Consider the following 21,065-nt stretch of genomic DNA (forward strand, 5'->3'; position numbering starts at 1 on the left):
CAACTCAATCCGCGAATACTTCCATCATCGCTTTCAAAACCAGAACCGCAGAAGCCGCGCCCGGGTCGACATGGCCGAGGGATCGCTCGCCAAGCCGCGCCGCTCGTCCGCGCACCGCCACCATTGAACGTGTGGCCTCCGCCCCACCCTCGCCTGCCACCACCACGTCACGCCACAGTTCCCTTACCCCGCTTTTGCGCACGAGTGCTGCACGAGCCGCCTCGGCGGCCGGAATCCAGGCGTCAAGCATCGTCTTGTCGCCACGCTGGCCCTTCCCGCGTTCCTGTATGCCAAGCGTTATCGCCTCCAACATGGCGACTTGGCCCGCAGCGTCCAGAGACTGCCGGCCTTCCAGTGCCTTTGCGGAACGTAAAAACGCTGTCGCATAAAGAGGGCCTGTCGAGGCGCCGACGGCGTTGAGAAACACCGATGCTGCGGTTGTCATCACAACCGACGGCGGCATCTCGTCGAGATCGGACCGTGCCAATTCACCAGCGACGGCGCCAAAGCCAAGAGACATCGTTATCCCATGGTCGGCATCGCCAATCGCGCCGTCAAGCTCGGTGAGGTAGTCTTTTTCTGCCGCGATCAAGCTGGATATCCGATTGAACATCCGGTTGAGCCTGCGCGCATCGTTCTCTGCCATTGTTTCCCTCCCATGTGCACAAGACGCCCGATGATGAGGCCGGTGCATGCCGATCTTACGTTATCTTCAGCACCGCGGTGTCGCAGGGATGGTGCAAGAGTTCCGTCAGTTCCTGATCCAGCTCCATGATCGAGATGGACGCCCCGACCATGTCGAGCGACGTACAGTAGTGCCCGACCCAATTGGCTTCGATCGCAATGCCCTTGGCACTCAACCGCTGCTCGACACGTCTGAACAGGATATAGAGCTCCATCATCGGCGTCCCGCCGAACGAGTTGACGAGCACGGCGACGCGGCTGCCTTTGGCCGCCCTCATCTCCAGGAATATCCGATCCATCACCCTGTCGACGATCTCATCGGCGCTGATCATCTTTTCGCGAATGACGCCCGGCTCCCCATGGATGCCCATGCCGAACTCGATATCTTCGGCGCCGATCTCGAAATTGGGCCGTTGCGTCTGCGGCATGGAGCATGGCTCAAGCGCCACGCCGACCGTATAGGTCTGTAAATTCGCCTTGCGGGTCACGGCTTCGCAGGCATTGAGCGGCAGACCGCGATCGCAGGCCGCACCAGCTATCTTGAAGGTGAAAAAATTGCCCGCCACGCCGCGCCGCCCATCCCGGTCTTCGATCGGCGAAGAGGTGATGTCGTCGGTGGTAAGAACCGTTCGCACGGGAATTCCCGCAGCCTCTGCCATCTCCGCCGCCATTTCGAAATTCATCACATCGCCGGCGTAGTTGCCATAAACGAAAAGAACGCCGGCGCCGCCGGATGCAGCTTTCGCGCAATGCAGGATGGGTATGGGAGGCGGTGACGAGAAGATGTTGCCGATCGCGACGGCATCCGCCAAACCTTTGCCGACATAGCCCAGGAATCCCGGCTCATGTCCGGATCCACCACCGATGACCAGCCCTACCTTGCCCGGTCTTGGTCCGTCGCGCGCAACCAGCGCGCGGTGCGATTTTTCGATCGGCGAAAGATACTTGCGATGGGCGCGCACCACGCCATCCAGCATCTCTTCGACGACATTGTCGGGATCGTTGAGAAATTTCTTCACGCGCGTTCGCGCGGCCGGCGGTAGAGGCGTCTGGCTTTCCGGCCGCAGGCGCTGGGGCGATCGCTGATCGATATCGGTCACGCCATCGGCGTTGAGAATGCCGCGGCCGGTCGCCGCGTCGGTAATCAGCACGTTGACATAGCCGCCGCGCAACGCCGCAAGAATGGACGGCACCTTGTCGAAGCCGCCGGCGGCGGCAATGCGCAGATCGATGTTCTTCAGCATCTCAAGTGAAATGCCGATCGTTCTGTCGTCGAGCGGTCCTGCGATCGCGCGGCCTTGGCCGTCGATAAAGCGGCCCGCCACAACTCCGACAGCGCCCTTGGCTAGATAATCCTGCAGTGGAACAGATTCGAAGAAGCCACTGGTATGAATGGTGGAATTGGGGCGCAGCGACGAAATGCCAAAAAGCGCCTTGTTGGCACCAGCAAGAGCACCGAATTGGCTCTCGATCAGCGGCTCTTGCATAAACGACTCCCGCACGGCGTTCGCCGAGACGATGGCGGGTGCGGAGATGTTGATCAGCTTGCCGTTGACGGCGGTGGCCAGCGCCGCGGCGCAGAGTTCAGGCGTATAGGCGAAGCTTGCGCGCGTGCCGCCCGTTGCCTGCACAACGGTGACATCCTGCAATCCTGGAACCTCGGCGCGCTCGCTGATCGCCAGCACCGTGCGGCCCCACGACACTGCGACGGTATCGCCCGATTTGATCAATCGATGTAGCGCTTGGCCGCCGGCAACGCCGATCCTGTCGATCAGCGGCCTGGCGGTGTCCTCGCTCGGAACGACGAGGCAGTCGGCAAGGCCAAAATGCCGCTTGAGCGCTTGCGCAACGGTGAGCGATGCAAGCCGTGCCGGTTCGATAGCAATGTTGACGATGCCGCGATCACGTGCGTCGGCGAGATAGCTGTTCACCGTTGCGCGGGATATGCCCATCACCTCGGCGATATCGCCTTGAGTTAATCCGTCTTCGTAGTAGAGCCAGCATGCCCAGACATAGGGGTCGTCGCCGTAGCGCAACGGCATGGCGTCCGGCGCCTGTGCGAGGTCGTTCTTGCCTGCGCCTGCTTTTCGCGCCTGCTGGGTCTTAACCGCTGCCACTCTGGAATGAACTCCCGCTTAGATCTGCCGGGAAGATGCCGCCAATACCAACGCATTGCAACCGCGCGGCGCGCGGCCCGCCGCCATGGGACGAGGCCGCGCTGTCTTGGGAGACAAACCGTCTGATCAGCCGCCCTCAAGCCGGCTGGCAACGCCGATTGAAATTTCGTTAAGTATGAGGGCGCAGGAGGTCGCGCCCGCATCCAGAACGCCGCGAGAGCGTTCGCCCAGGCGGCTGGCGCGGCCGATCTTGGCGACCAGATCGATCGTCGAATCGCGCCCCTTTTCGGCTGCTTCCGCCAAAGCCGCGAGCGCATCGGCGAAAGACTTTCCGGATGCTGTCGCCTCGTCGAAAGCATTGACCGCCGGGACAAAGGCATCAATCAGCGTCTTGTCCCCGACTTTGGCCGAGCCGATCGACTGAATGCCATCCAGGCCAGCATGCAGCATCTGGCTGAATAGCTTGGCATCGACGATATCCCTGCCCTCGATCGTCTCACCGAATTCGGTGAACATGATGCCATAGAGCGGGCCCATTGAGCCGCCGATTTCGGTCATCAGCAACGTGCCCAGCGTCTCGAACGCGCCACTGAGCGATGAGTCCTGCCCTTTCAGACGCTCGGCCGCCATGCCGAACCCCTTGGCCATGTTGACCCCATGGTCGCCGTCGCCAATTTTGCCATCGATCTCGCTGAGATAGGCCCGGTTTTCAACGATACGGCCGGCCACTGAAAGAACGATGGCGCCCGCCGAGGGATTCTTGAAACTTTGCATGTCACCGTTCCCTAAAGCAAGATTGTGCAGGACGTTTCGAGGTCGAGCAGCGGCTTCGTCTCGTCATCGAGCGCAAAGACCGTCAGCGTCGCGCCGACCATCTCAAGCGACGTGAAGTAATTGCCGACATAGGTTTTGTAGACAACGAGACCTCGGCCGCTGATCTCGCTCTCGATCGTGTCGTTGAGAATGTAGAGTTCATTGAGCGGCGTGGCGCCCAGGCCAGAGACAAGAACAGCAACCTCGGTGCCTTCCGGAAGATTGTGATCGTCGAGCACGATCTTGCACATGTCCTTGGCCACCTCGACCGCAGTCTTGAGCGGCTCGACGCGCACGCCAGGCTCGCCGTGGTGGCCGATGCCGACTTCCATCGTACCCGGCTCGATCTGGAAATTCGGATGACCGACGGCCGGCAGGGTGCAAGGACCGAGACCGACGCCGATCGAGCGGCAATTGTCGATCGCCTTCTGCGCCGCGGCGCGAACCTCTTCGAGGCTGCCGCCCTTGGTCGCCTTGGCACTGCCGATCTTCCACATGAAGATCTCGCCCGCAACGCCCCGGCGCTTTTCGCGTTCGGACAGCGGTGCCGAGCAGACGTCGTCATTGGCAACGACGGTCGCGACCTCGATGCCGTCCTTGGCGGCAAGTTTGGTCGCCATCTTCACGTTCATATTGTCGCCAGCATAGTTTCCATAGAGGCAGACGACGCCCGCGCCGCCATTGGCTTCGCGAATTGCATCGTGGAAGCTCTTGGCGGTCGGCGACGAGAACAGCTCGCCCACGGCGACGGCGTCCAGCATGTTCTTGCCAGTGTAGCCCATGAAACCGGGCTCGTGGCCAGAACCGCCACCCGTGATCACGCCAACCTTGCCTTTCACAGGCGCGTTCTTGGCGACGACAACACGCGGGTTTTCGGCAAGCCGCACGATATCGGAGTGGGCCTTGATGAAGCCCTTGACTGTATCCTCGACGACGAGATCGGGATTGTTGACGAACCGCTGCATGGGATCTCCTTAAAAATGTCCTGGCGCTCCGGCTCAGAGAATGGTGTAGCCGCCGTCGATCAGAAGATCGGCGCCGTTGATCATGTTCGCGCCATCCGAAACCAGAAAGACTGCAGCGGCAGCGATTTCCTCGGGATAAGCGAAGCGGCCGGTGGGGATCCGCTTCTTGGCGGCCTCCCCCTTTTCGCCCGCCCAGGCCTTCTTGCCGAGTTCGGTCAGGACCACAGTTGGCGAGATAGTGTTGACGGTTATGCCGTACTTGCCCCATTCGGCGGCAAAGGTCTTCGACATACCGATGACGCCGAATTTCGAGGCGCAATAAGCCACGTGCTCTTCAATGGCCACGGTGCCAGCCTGCGACGCAAGATTGATGATCTTGCCGCCTTTACCGGCGGCGATCATGGCGCGGCCGGCAGCCTGCGTGACAAGAAAGCTGCCCTTGAGATTGATGTTGATCGTCTTGTCCCAATAGTCGAGCGACAGGTCTTCAGCAGGCGCCAGGAACACGACGCCGGCGCTGTTGACGGCAATGTCTATCTGGCCGAAGGCGGCGACCACGTCTGACATGGCGCGATTGACGGAGTCAGGCTGCGAGACGTCACAGACGAAGGATTTGGCCCCATGACCAAGCGAAGCCGCCTTGGCGCTGGCGATATCGGCATTGATATCCAGGACAGCGACCGTGGCGCCCTTTACCGTCAATGCATCGGATATCGCCGAGCCGATCCCGGACGCGGCACCCGTCACGACCGCGATCTTGCCGGTCAGAGGGAAATTAAGGTCAATCTGGGGAGCAGTGTCTGTCATCTCTTCAAGCCTTTGCGATGTGGATGCCGGGGCGGGGCGACGCCGCCCCGGCGGTGCATTTTTTACTTGCGGGATTCGAGCAGCTTGTCGGCATTTTCCTTGGTGACCGGCGTCCACGGGACGAGGTAGTCCTTGGATGCGCCATCTTCCCACTTCATGTCAGGATACTGGGTCCAGATCGCCGATTCCGGCTTGGCGTCCTTGTTCGCAGCCTTGATGGCCACGTCGAGAGCACCCTGTGCCTGTGCGTTGGCGTCCTGCAGGATCGACGCCATCTCGCCACGCTTGACGGCATTGATTGCATCGGTAACGCCATCGACGCCAGCGATCGCGAAGTCTTCGACCTTCAGGTTGGCGGCCTTGATCGCTTCAATAGCGCCGAGCGCCATTTCGTCGTTCTGGCCGATGACGCCGTTGATCTGGCCGGGATGCGATGTCAGCCAGTTCTCCATCAGGGTCTGGGCTTCCGCACGCGACCAATTGGCTGTCTGCTTTTCGAGAACCTTGACGTCAGGGCAAGCCTTCAGCGCCTTCTCGTTGCCTTCGAGGCGCTGGATCTGACCGGACTGGCCGATCGGGCCCTCTAGGATGACGAGGTTACCCTTGCAACCCATCTTGTCGAGAACGGCCTTGGCTTCCAGTTCACCGGCCTCGACGTCGTTCGATCCGACGTAGGAGGTCAGGAGATCGGAGTTGACGCGGGCGTTGGACCCGACAACCGGGATGCCGGCATCGTGGGCGGCCTGAACAGCTGCGGCACCCGCCTCGACGTCCATCGGCACAAAGATGATCGCGTCGAACTTCTGGGTGATCATGGTGTTGAACTGTTCCTGCTGGACCAGCGCATCATAGCGGCCGTCGAATACCGTCAGCTCAACCTGGCCGCTCTTGACCGCCGGATGCTGCTTCAGCGCGGCCGACCAGATCTGCATGAATTCGGCATTGAGGCCGTAGGTCGTTGCACCGATCTTCAGCTTCTTGTCCTGCGCCATCGCTGGCGCGGCAAGGATCGCAGCGCTGGCGACGAGGGCGAGCATCAGTTTCTTCATGTTTTTCTCCTCCATAGAGATATCCGGTCGCCGTTATGACGCGCGGTTGGTCGACGGACCGCGGATGCGATCCGAATGATGAGGTCAGAGACCTTGATTTCGCTTCTGATCCAGCATGACGGCGCCGACGATAAGCGCGCCCTTGAGCACCTGCTGGTAGTAGGATTGGATACCGAGCAGATCGAGACCGTTGTTCATGACGCCGATGATCAGCGCCCCGATCAGCGTTCCCGTCACCCGGCCAACACCGCCCGAGAGGCTGGTGCCGCCAATGACGACGGCCGCGATGGCATCGAGCTCGTAGGCGATACCGGCTTGCGGCAGCGCAGATCCCGTGCGGGCCGAGAGCATCATTCCGGCGAGACCGGCGAGCGAGCCCGAGATGCAGTAGACCGTGAAACGGATGCGGGTGACGTTGATCCCGGAGGTAATCGCCGCATGCGGATTGCCGCCGACCGCGTAGATGTAGCGGCCAAAGCGTGTGCGAGTCAGAACCCACCAGGACACGATGAAGACGACGGCCAGGATTACCACCGGCATCGGCACGCCGAGAATGTTTCCGGTACCTATCCAGCGGAACTCGGGGATCAGCGCCGGGACAGGCTTGCCGCCACCATAGATCAGCGTCATGCCGCGTGCTGCCGACAACATGCCGAGCGTGGCGACGAAGGCCGGGACGGCAAAGCGCGAGACGATGAAGCCGACGACAGCGCCACAGGCCAGACCGACCGCGATACCGGCAATCAATGCGACGATGGCAGGGTACGGGGCACCCGCAATGCCGGCCGTTGCCGACGTCGTGACGAAGCTGGCGCTGATGATGCCGGCAAGCGCCACCACCGAACCGACCGACAGATCGATACCACGCGTCAGGATGACGAAGGTCATGCCGATCGCCAGCACGCCGTTGATGGATGTCTGCAGCAGCACGTTCGAGATGTTGCCGGCCGTCAGGAAATACTCGTTCGACACCGACAGGATCACGGACAAGAGCAGGAAGGCGAGGAAGATGCCATATTCCTGGATGAGCAGCCTGCGGCGATCCGAGTTGAACCAGCCCGTCGTTGGTTTGTTATCTGTAAGGGACACTGTTTCTAACCTCTTCCCATGCCGATCCGTATTGAGAAATTCGCGGCGCACCTGTTACGTCGACAGATGCACCAGCGCTTGCGCGTCGGTTTCCACCCGCGGGTAGACGCCCGCCGAGCGGCCGTTGCGCATCACGAGAATGCGGTCGGACATGCCGAGCACCTCGTCTATCTCCGATGAAATCATCACCACCGTGCCTCCCGTGGCTGCGAATTCGCAGATGATCCGGTAGATTTCGCGCTTGGCGCCGACATCGACGCCGCGCGTCGGTTCGTCGAGCAGAAGCACCTTCGGGTTGCGCAGGAACCACTTGCCCAGCACGACCTTCTGCTGGTTGCCGCCTGATAGTCCCGAGACCGCCATGGTGTCGCGTGCAGTCTTGATGCCGAAACGCTCGATCATCTGCTGGCTGGCCGCCTGCTCGCGGCCGCGGCGCATGACGAAAGCCGGGCTGAACTCCGGCAGGCTGGCAAGCGCGATGTTGCCCCTGACGCTATCGACGAGATTGAGCCCTGTCAGCTTGCGATCCTCGGTGACGAGGGCAAGCCCTTGCTCCATGGCCTCGACAGGCTTGCTGACGGTGATCGCCTTGCCATCGAGCCTGATCTCGCCCCTATCCATCCGGTCGAGACCGAAGAGGCAGTTGAAGATCTCCGATCTGCCGGACCCCATCAGCCCATAGATGCCGAAAATCTCGCCCTTCTTCACGGAGAACGATACGTCCTCGACCTTGCCGCTCGCCGTCAACCCTACGACCTCGAACCCCGTGACATCGGTGGGCGTGTTGGTCTTGATATATTCCTCGCCGAGTTCACGGCCGACGATCATCCGGATCAGTCCCGCGCGATCAATATCGGCAAGGTCACCCGCACCGATATACGAACCGTCACGGAACACGGTGTAGGCGTCGGCGATCTGGAAAATCTCCGACAGACGGTGCGAGACGTAGACCACGCCCTTGCCCGCGGCCTTCAACCGTTCGATCGTCTTGAAGAGTTGCTGTGCTTCCTTTTCGCCGATCGCTGAGGTCGGCTCGTCCATGAAGATCACTTCAGCGTCATGGCTCAACGCCTTGGCGATTTCGACCAGCTGCATCTGCGCAACAGAGAGATTCTTCATGAACTGCGTCGGGCGGATGTTGAACTCGAGTTGCTCCAGCAGCCGCTGCGCATTCTGGTTCATGGTCTTGAAGTCGATGCCGCCGAAACGTCCTGACGGCTCACGGCCGAGATAGATGTTTTCGGCGACCGTCATGTGCGGCACCGGACTGAGCTCCTGCTCAATGATCGCGATGCCTGATGCCAAAGCCGCCGCCGGACCGGAGAATTCCACGTCCACACCCCGTCGCCGGATAGATCCCGCGTCGCGCTTGTGGATACCCATCAAAATCTTGAGGAAGGTGGATTTTCCGGCGCCATTGCCACCGCATAGCGCATGCACGGATCCAGCCTTGAGCTGAAACCGGCCGTCGCGAATCGCCGCGACGCCATTGAAGGACTTTGCCAGCCCTTCGACTTCCAGAAGATGTTCCACCCAAGTTCCTCCCGCGATCGGGCCATCTCACGATGGACCAATCATGCATCACGCTCCAACTCCAATGGAGCGATTTTTACAAGTGTCAAATACATTTCGACAAATGTCAATCAAGCAATTTACCTTGTGCATATCCCTTGAAGACGAGCGGAGGCGGCGTCCTCCCCTTTCAGGTAAGGCCGGCTGAGAGAACCGCATTTGCTGACGAGTTGCCGTAATTTCACGGCTGCGGACTACATGATGAGTGCAATCACATACGCTTGCGGAGAAGCTAGCGTCGTCTGACTGAGATCAAACATCGATCGGTGAATACAAAGATCAGAACAGCCGCCTTCAGTCTTTTCGGGGTCGCCCGCTCTCCAAACTGCGCGCGATAGAACTCTGGGCCGGCGTGGAACGCGCCTGCCTTGGCGACAGGCCGCACAGGGTCTTGAACGCCCGGCTGAAGGCGGCCTCGGAATCGTAGCCGACGTGGCAGCCGATATTGCCGATGCGCAGGTTCGATTTACGCAACAGGTTGGAAGCGACAGCCAGCCTCCAGCCGTGCGCGTATCGCAACGGAGACTCGCCAACAGAAGCGCATTCGACGCGCCTGATCCGCGCATAGGTCAGGGCTGCCGGCGCCGTCCAGCCGTCTATTGTCACCCTGACACGGAAGGTAGGCCCATCATAGCGGAAACCGATGTCATCGGCTGGCTTCCATGGTCTCGCGCAGCGCCGCGTTGATGCGGTCCTGCCAGCCGGGGCCATCTTCCTGGAAGAAGGCGAGCACGTCGGTGTCGATCCTGATCGATACCGGTTCCCGGGTGGAGGGGATTGCCTGCCGTTCTACAGGTGCAGGCGGGGCCTTGGTGGCGGGCTTAAACAGGGCTTCAGCAGCATCGAGCGGATTGGCCGGCCTGCGGGGTGTGCGGTTCATGGATTTCCTTTAAATTTGTTGCGTAGAAGGGCTCGCTCACCGAGACATTCGGTCATGAGCATGAAATATCAGACGATACGTCTAGGCGCAGTCGCGAAGCGCACGATAGGACGGATGTAGCATGGATCGGCTGGGTTCCGCCGTGATTTCCGTGCGGGAGAGATTGTAGGCGGCCCCGCAGCAGAAAACGAGACAACTCGTCGAAGAAGACGGGAACAGCCGCTCCGTGCATCCTGAGGAGCCGTCTGCTGGCCAAGGACGCCAGTTTCTACGCGGATTTTGCGCAGGCTTATGGCATGGACGCTCTCGAGTACGAGATGCGATTGCCGATCAATGATTGTCCGGCGCTTTCGACCGGATAGCGGCGCGCTCGCGTCGGGAGTGGTCACTGAAACAGGCGGTCGCGTGCAGACAATATCGCCGTCGCGAAAGTTCGAACATTCATACTCCTGTTGATTGGAAGTCGGGTAGTTAATAGGATACGAGCGCCGCTCATCCGCCAGTCGCGCGACGAAACATCCCTCTGGAGCAATTGTAAGCTTCGTGGTGAACGCTTCCCCACGCTCAATGTGGTGATCGCCAATGCCGGAATCTCGCGGACCGAAGACATGACGTCCGACACATGGAATGTCTCATCGTCGGTGGACATGATCCAGACTAACATTGTCGGCGTGATTAGCACTGTTGCGGCTTTCCTGCCTGTTCTGAAGGCCCAGCGGAATGCCACCATCATGGCAACCAGCTCTGCTCTCGCCTTCCTGCCGCGGGCAGATTTTGCCACCTACTGCGCCAGCAAGGCCTTCCTGCATTCATGGCTGACGTCGTTGCGTCATCAGCTGCGGAAGTTGCCGATCGAGGTTCTCGAACTTTCCCCGCCCTATGTGCGGACGGAGTTGACCGGCCTTTCTCAAGCAGCCGATCCGCGCGCCATGCCGCTCGCCTCTTACATCTGCGAGGTCATGTCCATGCTTGAAAACGGACAGCACCCGCGTGGCGAGCTGCTCCTGGAGCGGGATCAAGCCCGCCGCTGGGCCGAGCGTGACGGGACGTTCGACAGCATCTTCGCGGCCATGAATCCAGCCTGAGCTTGTCCGGGCGCGGCATATCCAAATGTAACAAGGCGCACAGTCACAACGCGCGTCTTGTGCACGCCATCGCAGGTTGTACGCGGGCAAGTTATAATGTTCCTGCCGAATCATTATAACTCCTCCGTTGACTTCTCGTATCGGCGCTATAATGTTTTTGTCAGAAAATTATAACTCCGGTTCGGTGCTGAGAAGGCTACAAGCAGGAACGGCCATGTCGAAAATCAAACAAGTCGATATTAGCTACCGGACAATGTTCGCAGAGCTCGTCGAGCGCTCGCTCGATGCCCAATTCCAGACAGACTTTCCCTTGGAGGGCCGGTTCGTGACCGTACCGGTCAAGGATCGCAATTACTGGTACTTCGACCTGCCCACTCCTGGCGGCAAAGACAAGCGAAGCTATGTCGGCCCGCACCACGATGAAGCGATCACCGCCCGAGTGAATGCCCACATGGAACTAAAGGATTCGATTCGTGACCGGAGGCGAATGGTAAGCACATTGCGCCGCGCTGGTCTTCCAGGCCCCGATCCGTTTGCCGGAGACGTCACGCAGGCGCTTGCAAATGCAGGGTTATTCCGCCTGCGCGCAGTTCTGATAGGGTCCGTCGCTTTCAGCGCCTATGCAGGCATTCTCGGCGTTCGCTTACCATCCTCGGCCATGCAGACCGGCGATGCTGACTTTGCACAGGACTTCGCGATTTCGGCGGAGGTGGGCGACAGCCTGCCTCCCGTCCTGGAAATCCTCCGGTCAATCGATAGCGGCTTTCGCCCGGTTCCCCACCAGGGGGACAAGGCCAAGGTTGTCGCCTTCCAGAATGCGAGGGGATACCGGGTGGAATTTCTCACCGGCAATCGCGGATCAGCCGAACACACGGGCAAGCCCTCGCCGATGCCCGCTCTTGGCGGGGCTTCCGCAGAAAATCTAAGGTTTCTCGACTACCTCATCTACGAACCGGTGCGCACCGTTCTCCTGCATCGAGAGGGTGTGAATGTGCTGGTTCCTGCTCCGGAGCGTTTTGCTGTCCATAAGCTCATCGTCGCTTCGCGGAGGCTCGGAGATGCGCTGGGGCGAGCAAAGGCCGACAAGGACCTGTCTCAGGCGGCCCTGCTGTTTGAGGCACTAGTTGAAACGCGACAGGGCGACGTTGTTGCAGATGCCTGGCAAGAGGCGTGGGATCGCGGCGCAGCCTGGAAAGAAGGCATCTCCAAAGGCTTTCTCAGGCTACCTGAAAGCGGCGTCGCCGCTTTAAGAGCCGCGCTCGGCCCGCAGCAGCTCGAAGGCGTCATGAGTGGTGATAGTCCCTCCCCGTGACATACGATCGCATCCAAGGCCCGGTCGAACGCACGCATGTCGCCGTTGGTCGACAATGGCTGCGCGAGCCCAAACTCCGCTGATACCTCTCGCTGGATTGTGGAACCAAGCCCTATCCGGTCCGTTCTCTCACCTCAAGGAGAGGATACAACCATGCCGGAAACCAATCGCCCAATACCGCCGCAACCTGAGCAGCAGCAACCGCCGCCTGGGCTGACAAGACTGATGAAGCCCGCGCCCGATCACGGCGAGGAGAGCTACAAAGGCAACGGCAGGCTGAAGGGAAAGGTAGCGCTGATTACGGGCGCAGATTCCGGCATCGGTCGTGCCGTGGCGATCGCCTTTGCGCGTGAAGGCGCCGATGTCCTGATCTCATATCTCAGCGAAGACGAAGATGCCGTGGAAACGGCGAGATGGGTCGAAGAAGCTGGTAGCCGTGCCTTGGCCGTTGCCGGCGACATCACCTCAGAAAGTCACTGCATTGCTCTCGTCGAACGAACCGTCAGGGAGTTCGGAGGCATCGATATTCTTGTCAACAACGCAGCCTTCCAGCGCACCTACGCTGCACTCGGCGACATCACCGAGGAGGAATGGGACGAGACATTTCGCACGAACATATATGCCCCTTTCTTCCTCGCAAAGGCTGCCGTGCCTCACATGAAGCCTGGCGCCAGCATCATCAACACCACGTCCATCCAATCGCGCCAACCCTCCTCCCATCTTCTGGCCTATGCCTCCACCAAAGGCGCGGTTTCGAACTTCACCGCGGGCCTTGCCGAAATGTTGGCGGAAAAGGGCATACGCGTGAACGCGGTCGCCCCCGGCCCGATCTGGACGCCTCTTATCCCTTCGACCATGCCGCCAGATAAGACTCAGGATTTCGGCAAAAAGACGCTGATTGGCCGCGCTGGCCAACCGGCCGAACTCGCCGGGGCATATGTGTTGCTGGCCTCGGCTGAGGGTAGCTATATGACCGGCGCCATTATTCCGGTCACGGGCGGCGAGATCATGATTTGAGCGCGGCACCGTCGTCAGAAAAGCTCAGGGGCAAAACCCAGCCGAAATTCGACAGTCTAGAGTTCGCCGCTGGAATAGCGCGCGGTTTTGCAGGCGCACTGCTTTTTGCCCTGCCGATGCTGATGACTATGGAGATGTGGGAACTCGGGTTCTACATGGACCGCACGAGACTGCTGCTTCTCCTCGTCATCAATATCCCGCTGCTCATCTTTCTGTCTGACCGCATTGGCTTCGAGACAACGTCTACCTGGAGCGAAGCGGTCCGAGACGCGAGCATCGCCTACGGCCTTGGCATCGTCTCCAGTGCTCTTATCTTGTCCGCAATGGGCATCCTCCGGAATGACCAGTCTGCGCACGAGGTCATCGGCATGATTGCCATCCAGGCAGTGCCGTCGAGCATCGGAGCAATGCTGGGGCGCAGCCAGCTTGGCGGGCAGTCCGATGAGATTGATGATCACGGTGACGGAGATGACCCGGTGGATAGCCGGGAGACGAGCTATGCAGGCGAACTGTTCTTAATGGCTGTCGGCGCCCTTTTCCTCGCGCTTAACGTGGCGCCGACCGAGGAAATGATCCTCGTCTCCTACAAAATGTCGCCCTGGCACGCATTGGCTATCATCGTGGCGTCTCTGGCGATAATGCATGGCTTCGTCTACACCCTGTCGTTCCACGGAAGCCATGACCTTGCCGAGGGGACGCCTGGGTGGCACGCCTTTGTCCGCTTCACCCTGCCAGGCTATGTCATCGCTCTCGCTATCAGCGGCTTTTGTCTGTGGACGTTTCACCGGATCGACGACACTTCTACGACACAGGCGTTGATGACAACTGTGATCTTGAGTTTCCCGGGCGCTATTGGCGCGGCTGCTGCGCGGCTGATTTTATGAGGCAGGCATGACCAAGATATCGAGATCTTCAAACATCGAAAATGCCGAACCGCATTGGATTGAATGGTTGACCGGCCTCGTCTCGGCAGCCCTCGTGATCGTGCTCATTACCTGGATCGGCAAGGACGCGCTGATGGATAAAGACAGCTCTCCTGACCTTGAGGCGGCTGTCGTCCGGACGGAACAACGCAGCACCGGCTATCAGGTTTTGTTCGAAATGAGCAACAAGGCCAGCGCCACGGCCGCCGACGTGACGGTGCGAGGTGAACTACAGGACGGAAAAGCCATCATCGAGAGTGTCGAAACCGTGCTTGCCTATGTTCCAGGCCGGTCCAAAACGAGGGGCGGTTTGATCTTCGAGAATAACCCTGCCGGAAAGACGGTGGTTGTCAAAGCCTCGGCCTACAACGAGCCGTGAAGCTGGTCACGCGGCAAGTTCGATTGCTTTCAGCTCAGTTCCAGGGCTGAACGCGGGATGATCTTTGCGGGGTTCGGGGCATTGGTGCGTGCGATAATCGAGCCGATCGATATCTCTCACGGATGCCGGCATCAGCTGGTCGGGTCGACGCCTTTACGAATCAATGTTGCTTTCCAGGGAGCGTTTTGTCAGCGCTACGGCGTTGCGCCAACCACCAGCGGTGGGTGATCCAAAAAGATAGCGCCCCCGCACGATCAGGTCGATTCACGCTCTTAAGACGTGGCCCGAAGGAAGGCGGGGATCGATTGCCCCCGATCTGGGCGCTCCCTGCGCAGCCGGTCGATGCGATTATCAAGCAGCCGGGTCATGGGCGCTCGGGGCGTCGAGCTGTTACAACGATGCGACCCGGCGGGAACGGTAGCCTTACACGCCAGTCATCCTTGCAATTCTGGAATAGAGATCCATAAATGCAAGGTTGATTATACGTAGAATTGCAAGCAGACTCCTCGGTGCCCTTGACGAAAGTCCTGCTGTTGCCCTGCTCGGGCCTCGTCAGGTCGGCAGGACAACGCCATCGATATTGGCAAAACCCGACCCTCCATCTATCTCGACCTTGAGACGGAGGCAGACCGGGCCAAACTGTCGGAACCCGAGCTCTATCTTGAAAATCATGCCGATAAGCTGGCCATGCTAGATGAGGTTCATCGTCTACCGGGTGTGTTCGATCCTGCGCGGCTTAATCGACCGCAACCGCCGGGCGGGACGGCGCGCCGACCAGTTCATGCTGCTTGGCTCAGCCTCCGTCGATCTTCTCAAACAGCCTGGCGAAACACTGGCCGGCCGCATCGCTTATCTCGAAATGCAGCCTGTCGACGGAACGGAAGTTCCGGCAGATGCGCTTGATACGCTTTGGCTGCGGGGTGGTTCCCCCGATAGTCTCCTTGCCTCCAGCGATCGTGCGAGCATGCGCTGGAGACGGGATTTCATTCGCACTACCTTGAACGAGATATTCCGCTTCTCGGACGGCGCATACCCGCCGAAACGCTGAGACGGTTCTGGACCATGCTCGCACACCAACAGGCCGGGCTCCTCAATGCAGCCGAACTCGCCCGCGCTCTGGGGGTCGATGGCAAAACCATCGCTTCCTATCTGGATCTGCTCGTCGACATGCTTCTCGTGCGCCGCCTTGAACCGTCGCATGCCAATGTCGGCAAGCGACTGGTCAAATCGCCAAAAGTTTACGTCATGGACAGCGGCATTGCCCATGCGCTTCTTGGACTTGGAAGCACCGAACAATTGCTCGGACATCCAATTGCCGGTTCAAGTTGGGAGGGTTTCGTGATTGAAACGCTGATCGCCGCATCACCTGACGGTACCGAGGCCAAGTTCTACCGTACAGCGGCCGGTGCCGAAATCGATCTTCTATTGACACCTCCAGGCGAGAAGCCCTGGGCAATTGAGATCAAGCGGAGTCTGTCGCCGAAACTCGAAAAGGGCTTTTACCTCGCCTGCGAAGATCTCCAGCCCCCACAACGCATCGTTGGCTATCCCGGTCGAGAAGCCTTCCCTCTTCCTAACAACCTAACTGCAATGCCGCTCTCGACAGCCGGTCGCCTTCTGCTTGCGCGATAGCGGAACGCCGATCAGATACCGCGGGGGCAAGCTTGGCGGATCTGAAAACGCTGCCGCTCGTCAAGCAACTTGGGAGAAGGTCTAGGTGACCATGCCGATTTTGTTTATGGACTCCTGTTGGAGGTCAACGTTTCGCGCAGATTGATAGCAATAGCCCAACATGAAAAGCGACCCTCTATGCGGGTCGCCGAATCCGCCGCCGCGCCACCGCGCCTGCGGATCGTTCGAAACTTCCGAACAGCAGAATTCCTTTTTGCCGACTAATCCGAACGTGCGTCCTGCAGTAAACCATTGTCATCGACCCCGACATCGAGGCCGTCTTCCAACAACGCAAAAGGAAATCGTCATGTCCAGACTTGCTAACAAGACCGCCCTCATAACCGGGGGCACTAGTGGTATCGGCTTCGAAACGGCCCGCCAATTCGTCGCCGAAGGCGCGCGTGTCGCCGTGACCGGCAGCAGCGCCGCCGGTGTCGAGAAAGCCCGCACGGAGCTTGGCGGCGACGTCATCGTCATCCAGTCTGACGCGGGCGACGTCGCTGGCCAAAAGGAAGTCGTCGATCAGGTCACGACAGCCTTCGGTCAGCTCGACATCCTGTTCGTCAACGCGGGCGTCGCACAGTTCGGTCCGGTCGAGAGCTGGTCGGAAGCGGACTTCGACAAGTCGTTCGCACGAACGTCAAGGGTCCCTACTTCCTGATCCAGGCGCTTCTGCCAATCTTCTCGAAAGGCGCCTCGGTCGTGTTAAACACGTCAATCAACGCCCATATCGGCATGCCGAACTCGAGCGTCTACTCGCTAACCAAGGGCGCGCTTCTGACACTGGCAAAGACGCTGTCGGGCGAGCTGGTCGGCCGCGGCATTCGGGTCAACGCCGTCAGCCCCGGCCCTATCGCGACACCGCTTTACGGAAAGCTCGGCATATCGGAAGCGGAAATGAAGACAATGGCCGAAGGCGTGCAGAAGCAGATCCCGGTCGGTCGTTTCGGAGACGTGTCGGAGGTTGCAAAGACCGTGGTCTTCTTCGCATCCGACGAAGCCTCCTATATCGTCGGCAGCGAGCTCGTCATCGACGGCGGCATGAGCAATCTTTAACCGGCATCCAACTTCACAGGAGCAGAACATGCTAATCGATCTCAAAGGCAAGACCGCCCTGGTGACGGGGTCCACGGAGGGCATAGGCTACGCCGTCGCCCGTCAGCTCGCCAGAGCCGGCGCGGACGTGGTTGTCAACGGCAGGTCCGAAGACAAGACCGAGAAAGCGGCAGGACGGCTGAGAAGCGAAGGCGCCAAGGGCATTGTCACGGGGGTGGCGGCTGATCTCGCCACCGCCGAAGGGTGCGCAAAACTCGTGGTAAAGGTGCCGCTGGTCGACATCCTCGTCAACAATGCCGGCATCTTCCAGCCAAGCGATTTCTTCGACACCACCGACGAGGTCTGGGACCGTCACTGGCAGGTGAACGTCATGTCTGCTGTCCGGCTGTCCCGCGCCTATCTCCCAGGCATGCAAGAAGCAAACTGGGGCCGCGTCGTCTTCATCGCATCGGAATCCGGCTTCAACATTCCGGTGGAAATGATCCACTACGGCGTCAGCAAGACGGCCGACATCGCTGTCGCGCGCGGGCTTGCCAAACGAATGGCAGGCACTGGAGTTACCGTAAACTCGGTTCTCCCTGGTCCAACTCTTTCAGAAGGCGTCGAAGCAATGCTTGCCGCTGAGCGCGAAAAGACCGGAAAGTCGATTGAGGAAGTCGCTGCTGACTTCGTCAAGCAGCACCGGAGCAGCTCCCTCATTCAGCGCGCGGCCAGCGTCGAGGAGATCGCAAATATCGTGACGTATCTGTCCTCGCCATTGGCATCAGCTACGACTGGGGCTTCGGTGCGCGTGGACGGCGGCCTTATCGACACGCTCTGAAGATCAGACAAGCCGAAGCCAACCAGGGCCTCTGCGAACAGCACAGCCTTCCTCTCGTCATGAAATCGCCACGTCCCTACCGTGGAACTCGTCGCGAAAATCCTGTGCTCGCTTTTCGTCAGGCGCGGTGACGATGACGAACCGGCGGCCGGCCTCCGGCGTCTCCTGGTGCGCAAGATCGATCATCCAGATCGTGTTCGCCGACCTTTGGGTCATTTCGATGAGTTTCTCCATGACGGGGTCGTCTTCGTCCTCGATACCGAAGGTTGTCTCATAGGCGAAGGTTTCCTGCGCGGGAGAACCCCTAATCTGCTCCCGCAGCCAGTCCCAAAGGTTTTCGAAGTCAACCGGGAACGGAGAGAACTCGATGTTCACCTGGACGACGTCTCTCGCAAAGACGACCTCGCCATCGTAGAAGGCATGCATTCCCAGGAAATATTCGGAAAGCTCCATATGGTCTGAAAGGGCCTCGCGCAGCGTCTTGAGGTTAGAGGTTGTCTGGAACATTCAGGTCTCCCTGGCAAAGGTCTGGGATTGGCCGCGGCGAAATGCCGAGTGGCTTGCATAATCTATCGTCGCGTGATGTCGTACGGCCTCGGATAGGAAGCCTCGTGGCGGGAAGGCAGCAAATTGGCGGCAAGGACTGCCAGCATGAGCACGATGATCGAAGTGGCGATCAGAACGACCTTCATCAGGAATCTCCTATACCAATAGAACCGTCGTAAGGCTCGCTGGTTCCAACACCCCGCGCGCCGTGTCGCCTTTGCCTGTCTGATCGAGGAACTTGGTCTTGCTGCCGGAGTTCTCCTTCAGAATTCAGAAGGAGACCTGCAATGATCACGAAATCGATCCCCAATTCCGACGAGCTTCTCCCGAGGACCTTGAACAAAGACAGGCAGGACGAAGCAATTCCTCACTCAAGCATAGACGACCGCCGGGCTCCGCCCGTGAACATGGGCACCAGCCGCGTAGCCGGAGACGGCTTGACCGAGGCCGATTCGAAGACTGGCCGTGCAGATCCCAAGAGTCGTATCCCCGCCCCGCAGACGGCCAACCGGGAGTGAAACAATCACGGACTGAAGCCGTTGCTTGAACATCGACGAGCTGCAGTCCGACGACGAGATTTCGCCGTAGCCGGACGGTGCGAGCGCGGTCGAGACAAGAAGAAAGAGCGGAAGTTCGAAATCGCCAGAGCCACACATCTTCCACTGCGACCGGCGACATCCAAATAGAAGATTTGACGGTATCCCAACACCGGCCGAAAAATTTTCGCTCTCCAGAGCGGCCACGGCCTTCCTGACCGCTCTGCTCCACCTGTAGTGGTGACGGAAGAGCAGGCCCTACGGATCTGCGCGTACTTGGACGGCGACCAGGAACGCAAGGACGACGCCGACTTTCTCGAGAGGCAGCTCGCGCGGCCGAAACACGGTTAAGCCTGATGCCCTGTACGTTCTCCTCGTCAGCGTATTCGCCTTCGAACTCGCTCAGCGCGGTTAGCCGTGCAAACGAGGGAAACCATACACGGAGCAGGCAAAAAACAGCTTTCCGAAGCGCAGGGAAGGAGCGCGCTCAGGGCGCCAGCTGCTGACGAAGCTCGACAAACAGGGCGTACGCGTCGACGAACGATGGCCTCCAACACTGGAGTGGGAAAGATCGGCAGTTTAACCGTTTGGCCGAATGACAACCTTAACGCAGCCGTCTTGCTTATCACGAAAGGTTTTGTAGGCATCCGGCCCCTCTTCAAGACCGATGCGATGCGTAATCAGGAAGGACGGGTCGATTTTTCCGTCGATGATCAGCTTCATTAGCGGTTCGAGATAGCGTTGCACATGGGTCTGGCCGGTCTTCAGTGTCAGGCCCTTAGCAACGAGTGCGCCGAGCGGTGCGGGCACGGCCGGTCCTACGAAGACACCCGGGAGCGACACGGTGCCGCCTGGACGGCACGCGAGGATCGCTTGGCTCAAGGCGTAAGGCCGCTCCGTTGATGTCAGTTTGGTCTGCAGGCTCTCCATCATTCCACCGGCGCCGTGGCTCTCCAGCCCGACTGCCTCGATCACGGCGTCCGGCCCCTGCCCACCCCTCATCTCGACGATTTTTTGCTGAAGGTCGTCGTCCGTGTAATCGAGCGTTTCGGCACCCGCCTGACGCGCCAGCGCCAGACGCTCGGGCACGGTGTCGACCGCAATTACGCGTTCGGCGCCCAGGAGGAACGCCGATTTGATTGCAAAGAGGCCGACGGGACCGCATCCGAAAACGGCGACCGTCTGCCCCGGTTGAATGTCGCAATTTTCCGCCGCCATGTAGCCGGTCGGGAAGATATCGGAGAGGAAGAGAACCTGCTCATCACTTAAACCGTCTGGCACCTTGATAGGGCCGACATCGGCAAAGGGCACGCGCAGATATTGCGCCTGCCCGCCGGGGAACCGGCCGTACATGTCGGAATAGCCGAAAAGCCCTGCAGTCGGATAACCGATCTGCTCGGCCTGTTTAGCGCCGGACGGATTCGACCGCTGGCACAACGAAAACAGTCTGCGTTGGCACATCGAGCACTCGCCGCAGGAAATCGTGAAGGGAACGACGACGCGGTCGCCAACCTTGAGTTTGGAATTGCCGCGACCGACCTCGACGACCTCGCCCATCGTCTCGTGGCCCATAACGTCGCCTGCATGCATGCCTGGAACGAAACCGCCGTACAGGTGCAGGTCGGAGCCGCAGATGGCGCAGCTCGTCACCTTGATGATCGCATCGCGCTCGTTCTGGATAATCGGATCGTCGACTTCTTCACAACGGATGTCTCCGCTACCGTGCCAGGTTAAAGCCTTCATG

Annotated in this window: 21 protein-coding genes and 1 pseudogene; 9 read left to right on the top strand and 13 right to left on the bottom strand. The window is 59.8% G+C overall.

Annotation, left to right across the window (positions count from 1 at the left end):
* Positions 1-4: 4 nt before the first annotated feature.
* From dhaL (AB4Z25_RS14425) to AB4Z25_RS14470, 10 genes are all read right to left on the bottom strand, one after another.
* Entirely contained in the window at positions 5-646 is a 642-nt protein-coding gene (gene dhaL / locus AB4Z25_RS14425; RefSeq protein WP_442208292.1) for a dihydroxyacetone kinase subunit DhaL, read from the bottom strand.
* Positions 647-701: 55 nt separating this feature from the next.
* A complete protein-coding gene (locus tag AB4Z25_RS14430; RefSeq protein ID WP_112386895.1) occupies positions 702-2,726 on the bottom strand; it encodes a bifunctional sugar-binding transcriptional regulator/dihydroxyacetone kinase subunit DhaK in 2,025 nt (674 codons plus the stop codon).
* Positions 2,727-2,927: 201 nt separating this feature from the next.
* Positions 2,928-3,575 carry a dihydroxyacetone kinase subunit DhaL gene (gene dhaL, locus AB4Z25_RS14435; RefSeq protein ID WP_442208293.1) on the bottom strand — a complete coding sequence of 216 codons (648 nt, stop codon included), beginning with the start codon at positions 3,573-3,575 and terminating at the stop codon, positions 2,928-2,930.
* Positions 3,576-3,586: 11 nt separating this feature from the next.
* Positions 3,587-4,579 carry a dihydroxyacetone kinase subunit DhaK gene (locus AB4Z25_RS14440; protein WP_442208294.1) on the bottom strand — a complete coding sequence of 331 codons (993 nt, stop codon included), beginning with the start codon at positions 4,577-4,579 and terminating at the stop codon, positions 3,587-3,589.
* Positions 4,580-4,612: 33 nt separating this feature from the next.
* Positions 4,613-5,386: an SDR family oxidoreductase gene (locus AB4Z25_RS14445; RefSeq protein WP_442208295.1), complete on the bottom strand. Its 774-nt coding sequence runs from the start codon at positions 5,384-5,386 to the stop codon at positions 4,613-4,615.
* Positions 5,387-5,448: 62 nt separating this feature from the next.
* A complete protein-coding gene (locus AB4Z25_RS14450) occupies positions 5,449-6,435 on the bottom strand; it encodes a substrate-binding domain-containing protein (RefSeq protein ID WP_442208296.1) in 987 nt (328 codons plus the stop codon).
* Between the two features lie 84 nt (positions 6,436-6,519).
* On the bottom strand, positions 6,520-7,524 hold the full coding sequence (locus tag AB4Z25_RS14455) for an ABC transporter permease subunit (protein WP_112386870.1): 1,005 nt from the start codon (positions 7,522-7,524) through the stop codon (positions 6,520-6,522).
* Positions 7,525-7,578: 54 nt separating this feature from the next.
* On the bottom strand, positions 7,579-9,057 hold the full coding sequence (locus AB4Z25_RS14460; protein WP_112517604.1) for a sugar ABC transporter ATP-binding protein: 1,479 nt from the start codon (positions 9,055-9,057) through the stop codon (positions 7,579-7,581).
* 333 nt (positions 9,058-9,390) lie between these two features.
* Positions 9,391-9,807: a helix-turn-helix domain-containing protein gene (locus tag AB4Z25_RS14465; RefSeq protein ID WP_442208297.1), complete on the bottom strand. Its 417-nt coding sequence runs from the start codon at positions 9,805-9,807 to the stop codon at positions 9,391-9,393.
* Positions 9,743-9,976, bottom strand: a complete 234-nt coding sequence (locus AB4Z25_RS14470) for a BrnA antitoxin family protein (RefSeq protein WP_112517606.1) — start codon at positions 9,974-9,976, stop codon at positions 9,743-9,745. The genes AB4Z25_RS14465 and AB4Z25_RS14470 overlap by 65 nt, the downstream gene beginning before the upstream one ends.
* 452 nt (positions 9,977-10,428) lie before the next feature.
* Here AB4Z25_RS14470 and AB4Z25_RS14475 point away from each other — a divergent pair, with 452 nt between their 5' ends.
* From AB4Z25_RS14475 to AB4Z25_RS14515, 9 genes and pseudogenes are all read left to right on the top strand, one after another.
* Entirely contained in the window at positions 10,429-11,061 is a 633-nt protein-coding gene (locus AB4Z25_RS14475) for an SDR family NAD(P)-dependent oxidoreductase (protein ID WP_442208298.1), read from the top strand.
* A 214-nt stretch (positions 11,062-11,275) separates the two neighbouring features.
* Entirely contained in the window at positions 11,276-12,373 is a 1,098-nt protein-coding gene (locus AB4Z25_RS14480; protein WP_442208353.1) for a nucleotidyltransferase family protein, read from the top strand.
* A gap of 153 nt (positions 12,374-12,526) precedes the next feature.
* Entirely contained in the window at positions 12,527-13,390 is an 864-nt protein-coding gene (locus AB4Z25_RS14485) for an SDR family oxidoreductase (protein WP_442208354.1), read from the top strand.
* Positions 13,387-14,274 carry a TIGR02587 family membrane protein gene (locus AB4Z25_RS14490; protein ID WP_442208299.1) on the top strand — a complete coding sequence of 296 codons (888 nt, stop codon included), beginning with the start codon at positions 13,387-13,389 and terminating at the stop codon, positions 14,272-14,274. The genes AB4Z25_RS14485 and AB4Z25_RS14490 overlap by 4 nt, the downstream gene beginning before the upstream one ends.
* A 7-nt stretch (positions 14,275-14,281) precedes the next feature.
* Positions 14,282-14,692 (top strand): hypothetical protein, encoded by a 411-nt coding sequence (locus AB4Z25_RS14495; RefSeq protein ID WP_442208300.1) that lies wholly within the window; start codon positions 14,282-14,284, stop codon positions 14,690-14,692.
* A gap of 694 nt (positions 14,693-15,386) precedes the next feature.
* The gene (locus AB4Z25_RS14500; RefSeq protein WP_442208301.1) at positions 15,387-15,740 is read left to right on the top strand and encodes a hypothetical protein; all 354 of its coding nucleotides are present in this window, start codon (positions 15,387-15,389) and stop codon (positions 15,738-15,740) included.
* The gene (locus AB4Z25_RS14505; protein WP_442208355.1) at positions 15,737-16,324 is read left to right on the top strand and encodes a DUF4143 domain-containing protein; all 588 of its coding nucleotides are present in this window, start codon (positions 15,737-15,739) and stop codon (positions 16,322-16,324) included. The genes AB4Z25_RS14500 and AB4Z25_RS14505 overlap by 4 nt, the downstream gene beginning before the upstream one ends.
* Positions 16,325-16,670: 346 nt before the next feature.
* Positions 16,671-17,419 (top strand): annotated as a pseudogene (locus AB4Z25_RS14510) (SDR family oxidoreductase).
* 28 nt (positions 17,420-17,447) lie between these two features.
* Positions 17,448-18,239 carry an SDR family NAD(P)-dependent oxidoreductase gene (locus AB4Z25_RS14515; protein WP_112386861.1) on the top strand — a complete coding sequence of 264 codons (792 nt, stop codon included), beginning with the start codon at positions 17,448-17,450 and terminating at the stop codon, positions 18,237-18,239.
* 57 nt (positions 18,240-18,296) lie between these two features.
* Here AB4Z25_RS14515 and AB4Z25_RS14520 read toward each other — a convergent pair whose 3' ends face one another.
* From AB4Z25_RS14520 to AB4Z25_RS14530, 3 genes are all read right to left on the bottom strand, one after another.
* The gene (locus AB4Z25_RS14520) at positions 18,297-18,746 is read right to left on the bottom strand and encodes a hypothetical protein (protein WP_442208302.1); all 450 of its coding nucleotides are present in this window, start codon (positions 18,744-18,746) and stop codon (positions 18,297-18,299) included.
* Between the two features lie 62 nt (positions 18,747-18,808).
* Positions 18,809-18,931, bottom strand: coding sequence for a hypothetical protein (locus tag AB4Z25_RS14525; protein WP_310300418.1), 123 nt, complete (start codon positions 18,929-18,931; stop codon positions 18,809-18,811).
* A 969-nt stretch (positions 18,932-19,900) separates the two neighbouring features.
* On the bottom strand, positions 19,901-21,064 hold the full coding sequence (locus AB4Z25_RS14530) for a zinc-dependent alcohol dehydrogenase (protein WP_442208356.1): 1,164 nt from the start codon (positions 21,062-21,064) through the stop codon (positions 19,901-19,903).
* Position 21,065 lies beyond the last annotated feature (1 nt).

Origin of the sequence: Rhizobium sp. RAF36, assembly GCF_052114105.1 — a bacterium.
Classification (GTDB): domain Bacteria; phylum Pseudomonadota; class Alphaproteobacteria; order Rhizobiales; family Rhizobiaceae; genus Rhizobium.

Bases quoted from the DNA above. Each gene is read 5' to 3' on its own strand.
- AB4Z25_RS14500 (WP_442208301.1), top strand. From the start codon at position 15,387: ATGAGGTTCATCGTCTACCGGGTGTGTTCGATCCTGCGCGGCTTAATC.
- dhaL (WP_442208293.1), bottom strand. From the start codon at position 3,575: ATGCAAAGTTTCAAGAATCCCTCGGCGGGCGCCATCGTTCTTTCAGTG.
- dhaL (WP_442208292.1), bottom strand. From the start codon at position 646: ATGGCAGAGAACGATGCGCGCAGGCTCAACCGGATGTTCAATCGGATA.
- AB4Z25_RS14495 (WP_442208300.1), top strand. From the start codon at position 14,282: ATGACCAAGATATCGAGATCTTCAAACATCGAAAATGCCGAACCGCAT.
- AB4Z25_RS14470 (WP_112517606.1), bottom strand. From the start codon at position 9,976: ATGAACCGCACACCCCGCAGGCCGGCCAATCCGCTCGATGCTGCTGAA.
- AB4Z25_RS14525 (WP_310300418.1), bottom strand. From the start codon at position 18,931: ATGAAGGTCGTTCTGATCGCCACTTCGATCATCGTGCTCATGCTGGCA.
- AB4Z25_RS14530 (WP_442208356.1), bottom strand. From the start codon at position 21,064: ATGAAGGCTTTAACCTGGCACGGTAGCGGAGACATCCGTTGTGAAGAA.
- AB4Z25_RS14445 (WP_442208295.1), bottom strand. From the start codon at position 5,386: ATGACAGACACTGCTCCCCAGATTGACCTTAATTTCCCTCTGACCGGC.
- AB4Z25_RS14465 (WP_442208297.1), bottom strand. From the start codon at position 9,807: ATGGCCCCGGCTGGCAGGACCGCATCAACGCGGCGCTGCGCGAGACCA.
- AB4Z25_RS14430 (WP_112386895.1), bottom strand. From the start codon at position 2,726: ATGCCGTTGCGCTACGGCGACGACCCCTATGTCTGGGCATGCTGGCTC.
- AB4Z25_RS14450 (WP_442208296.1), bottom strand. From the start codon at position 6,435: ATGAAGAAACTGATGCTCGCCCTCGTCGCCAGCGCTGCGATCCTTGCC.
- AB4Z25_RS14485 (WP_442208354.1), top strand. From the start codon at position 12,527: ATGCCGGAAACCAATCGCCCAATACCGCCGCAACCTGAGCAGCAGCAA.
- AB4Z25_RS14480 (WP_442208353.1), top strand. From the start codon at position 11,276: ATGTCGAAAATCAAACAAGTCGATATTAGCTACCGGACAATGTTCGCA.
- AB4Z25_RS14515 (WP_112386861.1), top strand. From the start codon at position 17,448: ATGCTAATCGATCTCAAAGGCAAGACCGCCCTGGTGACGGGGTCCACG.
- AB4Z25_RS14520 (WP_442208302.1), bottom strand. From the start codon at position 18,746: ATGTTCCAGACAACCTCTAACCTCAAGACGCTGCGCGAGGCCCTTTCA.
- AB4Z25_RS14440 (WP_442208294.1), bottom strand. From the start codon at position 4,579: ATGCAGCGGTTCGTCAACAATCCCGATCTCGTCGTCGAGGATACAGTC.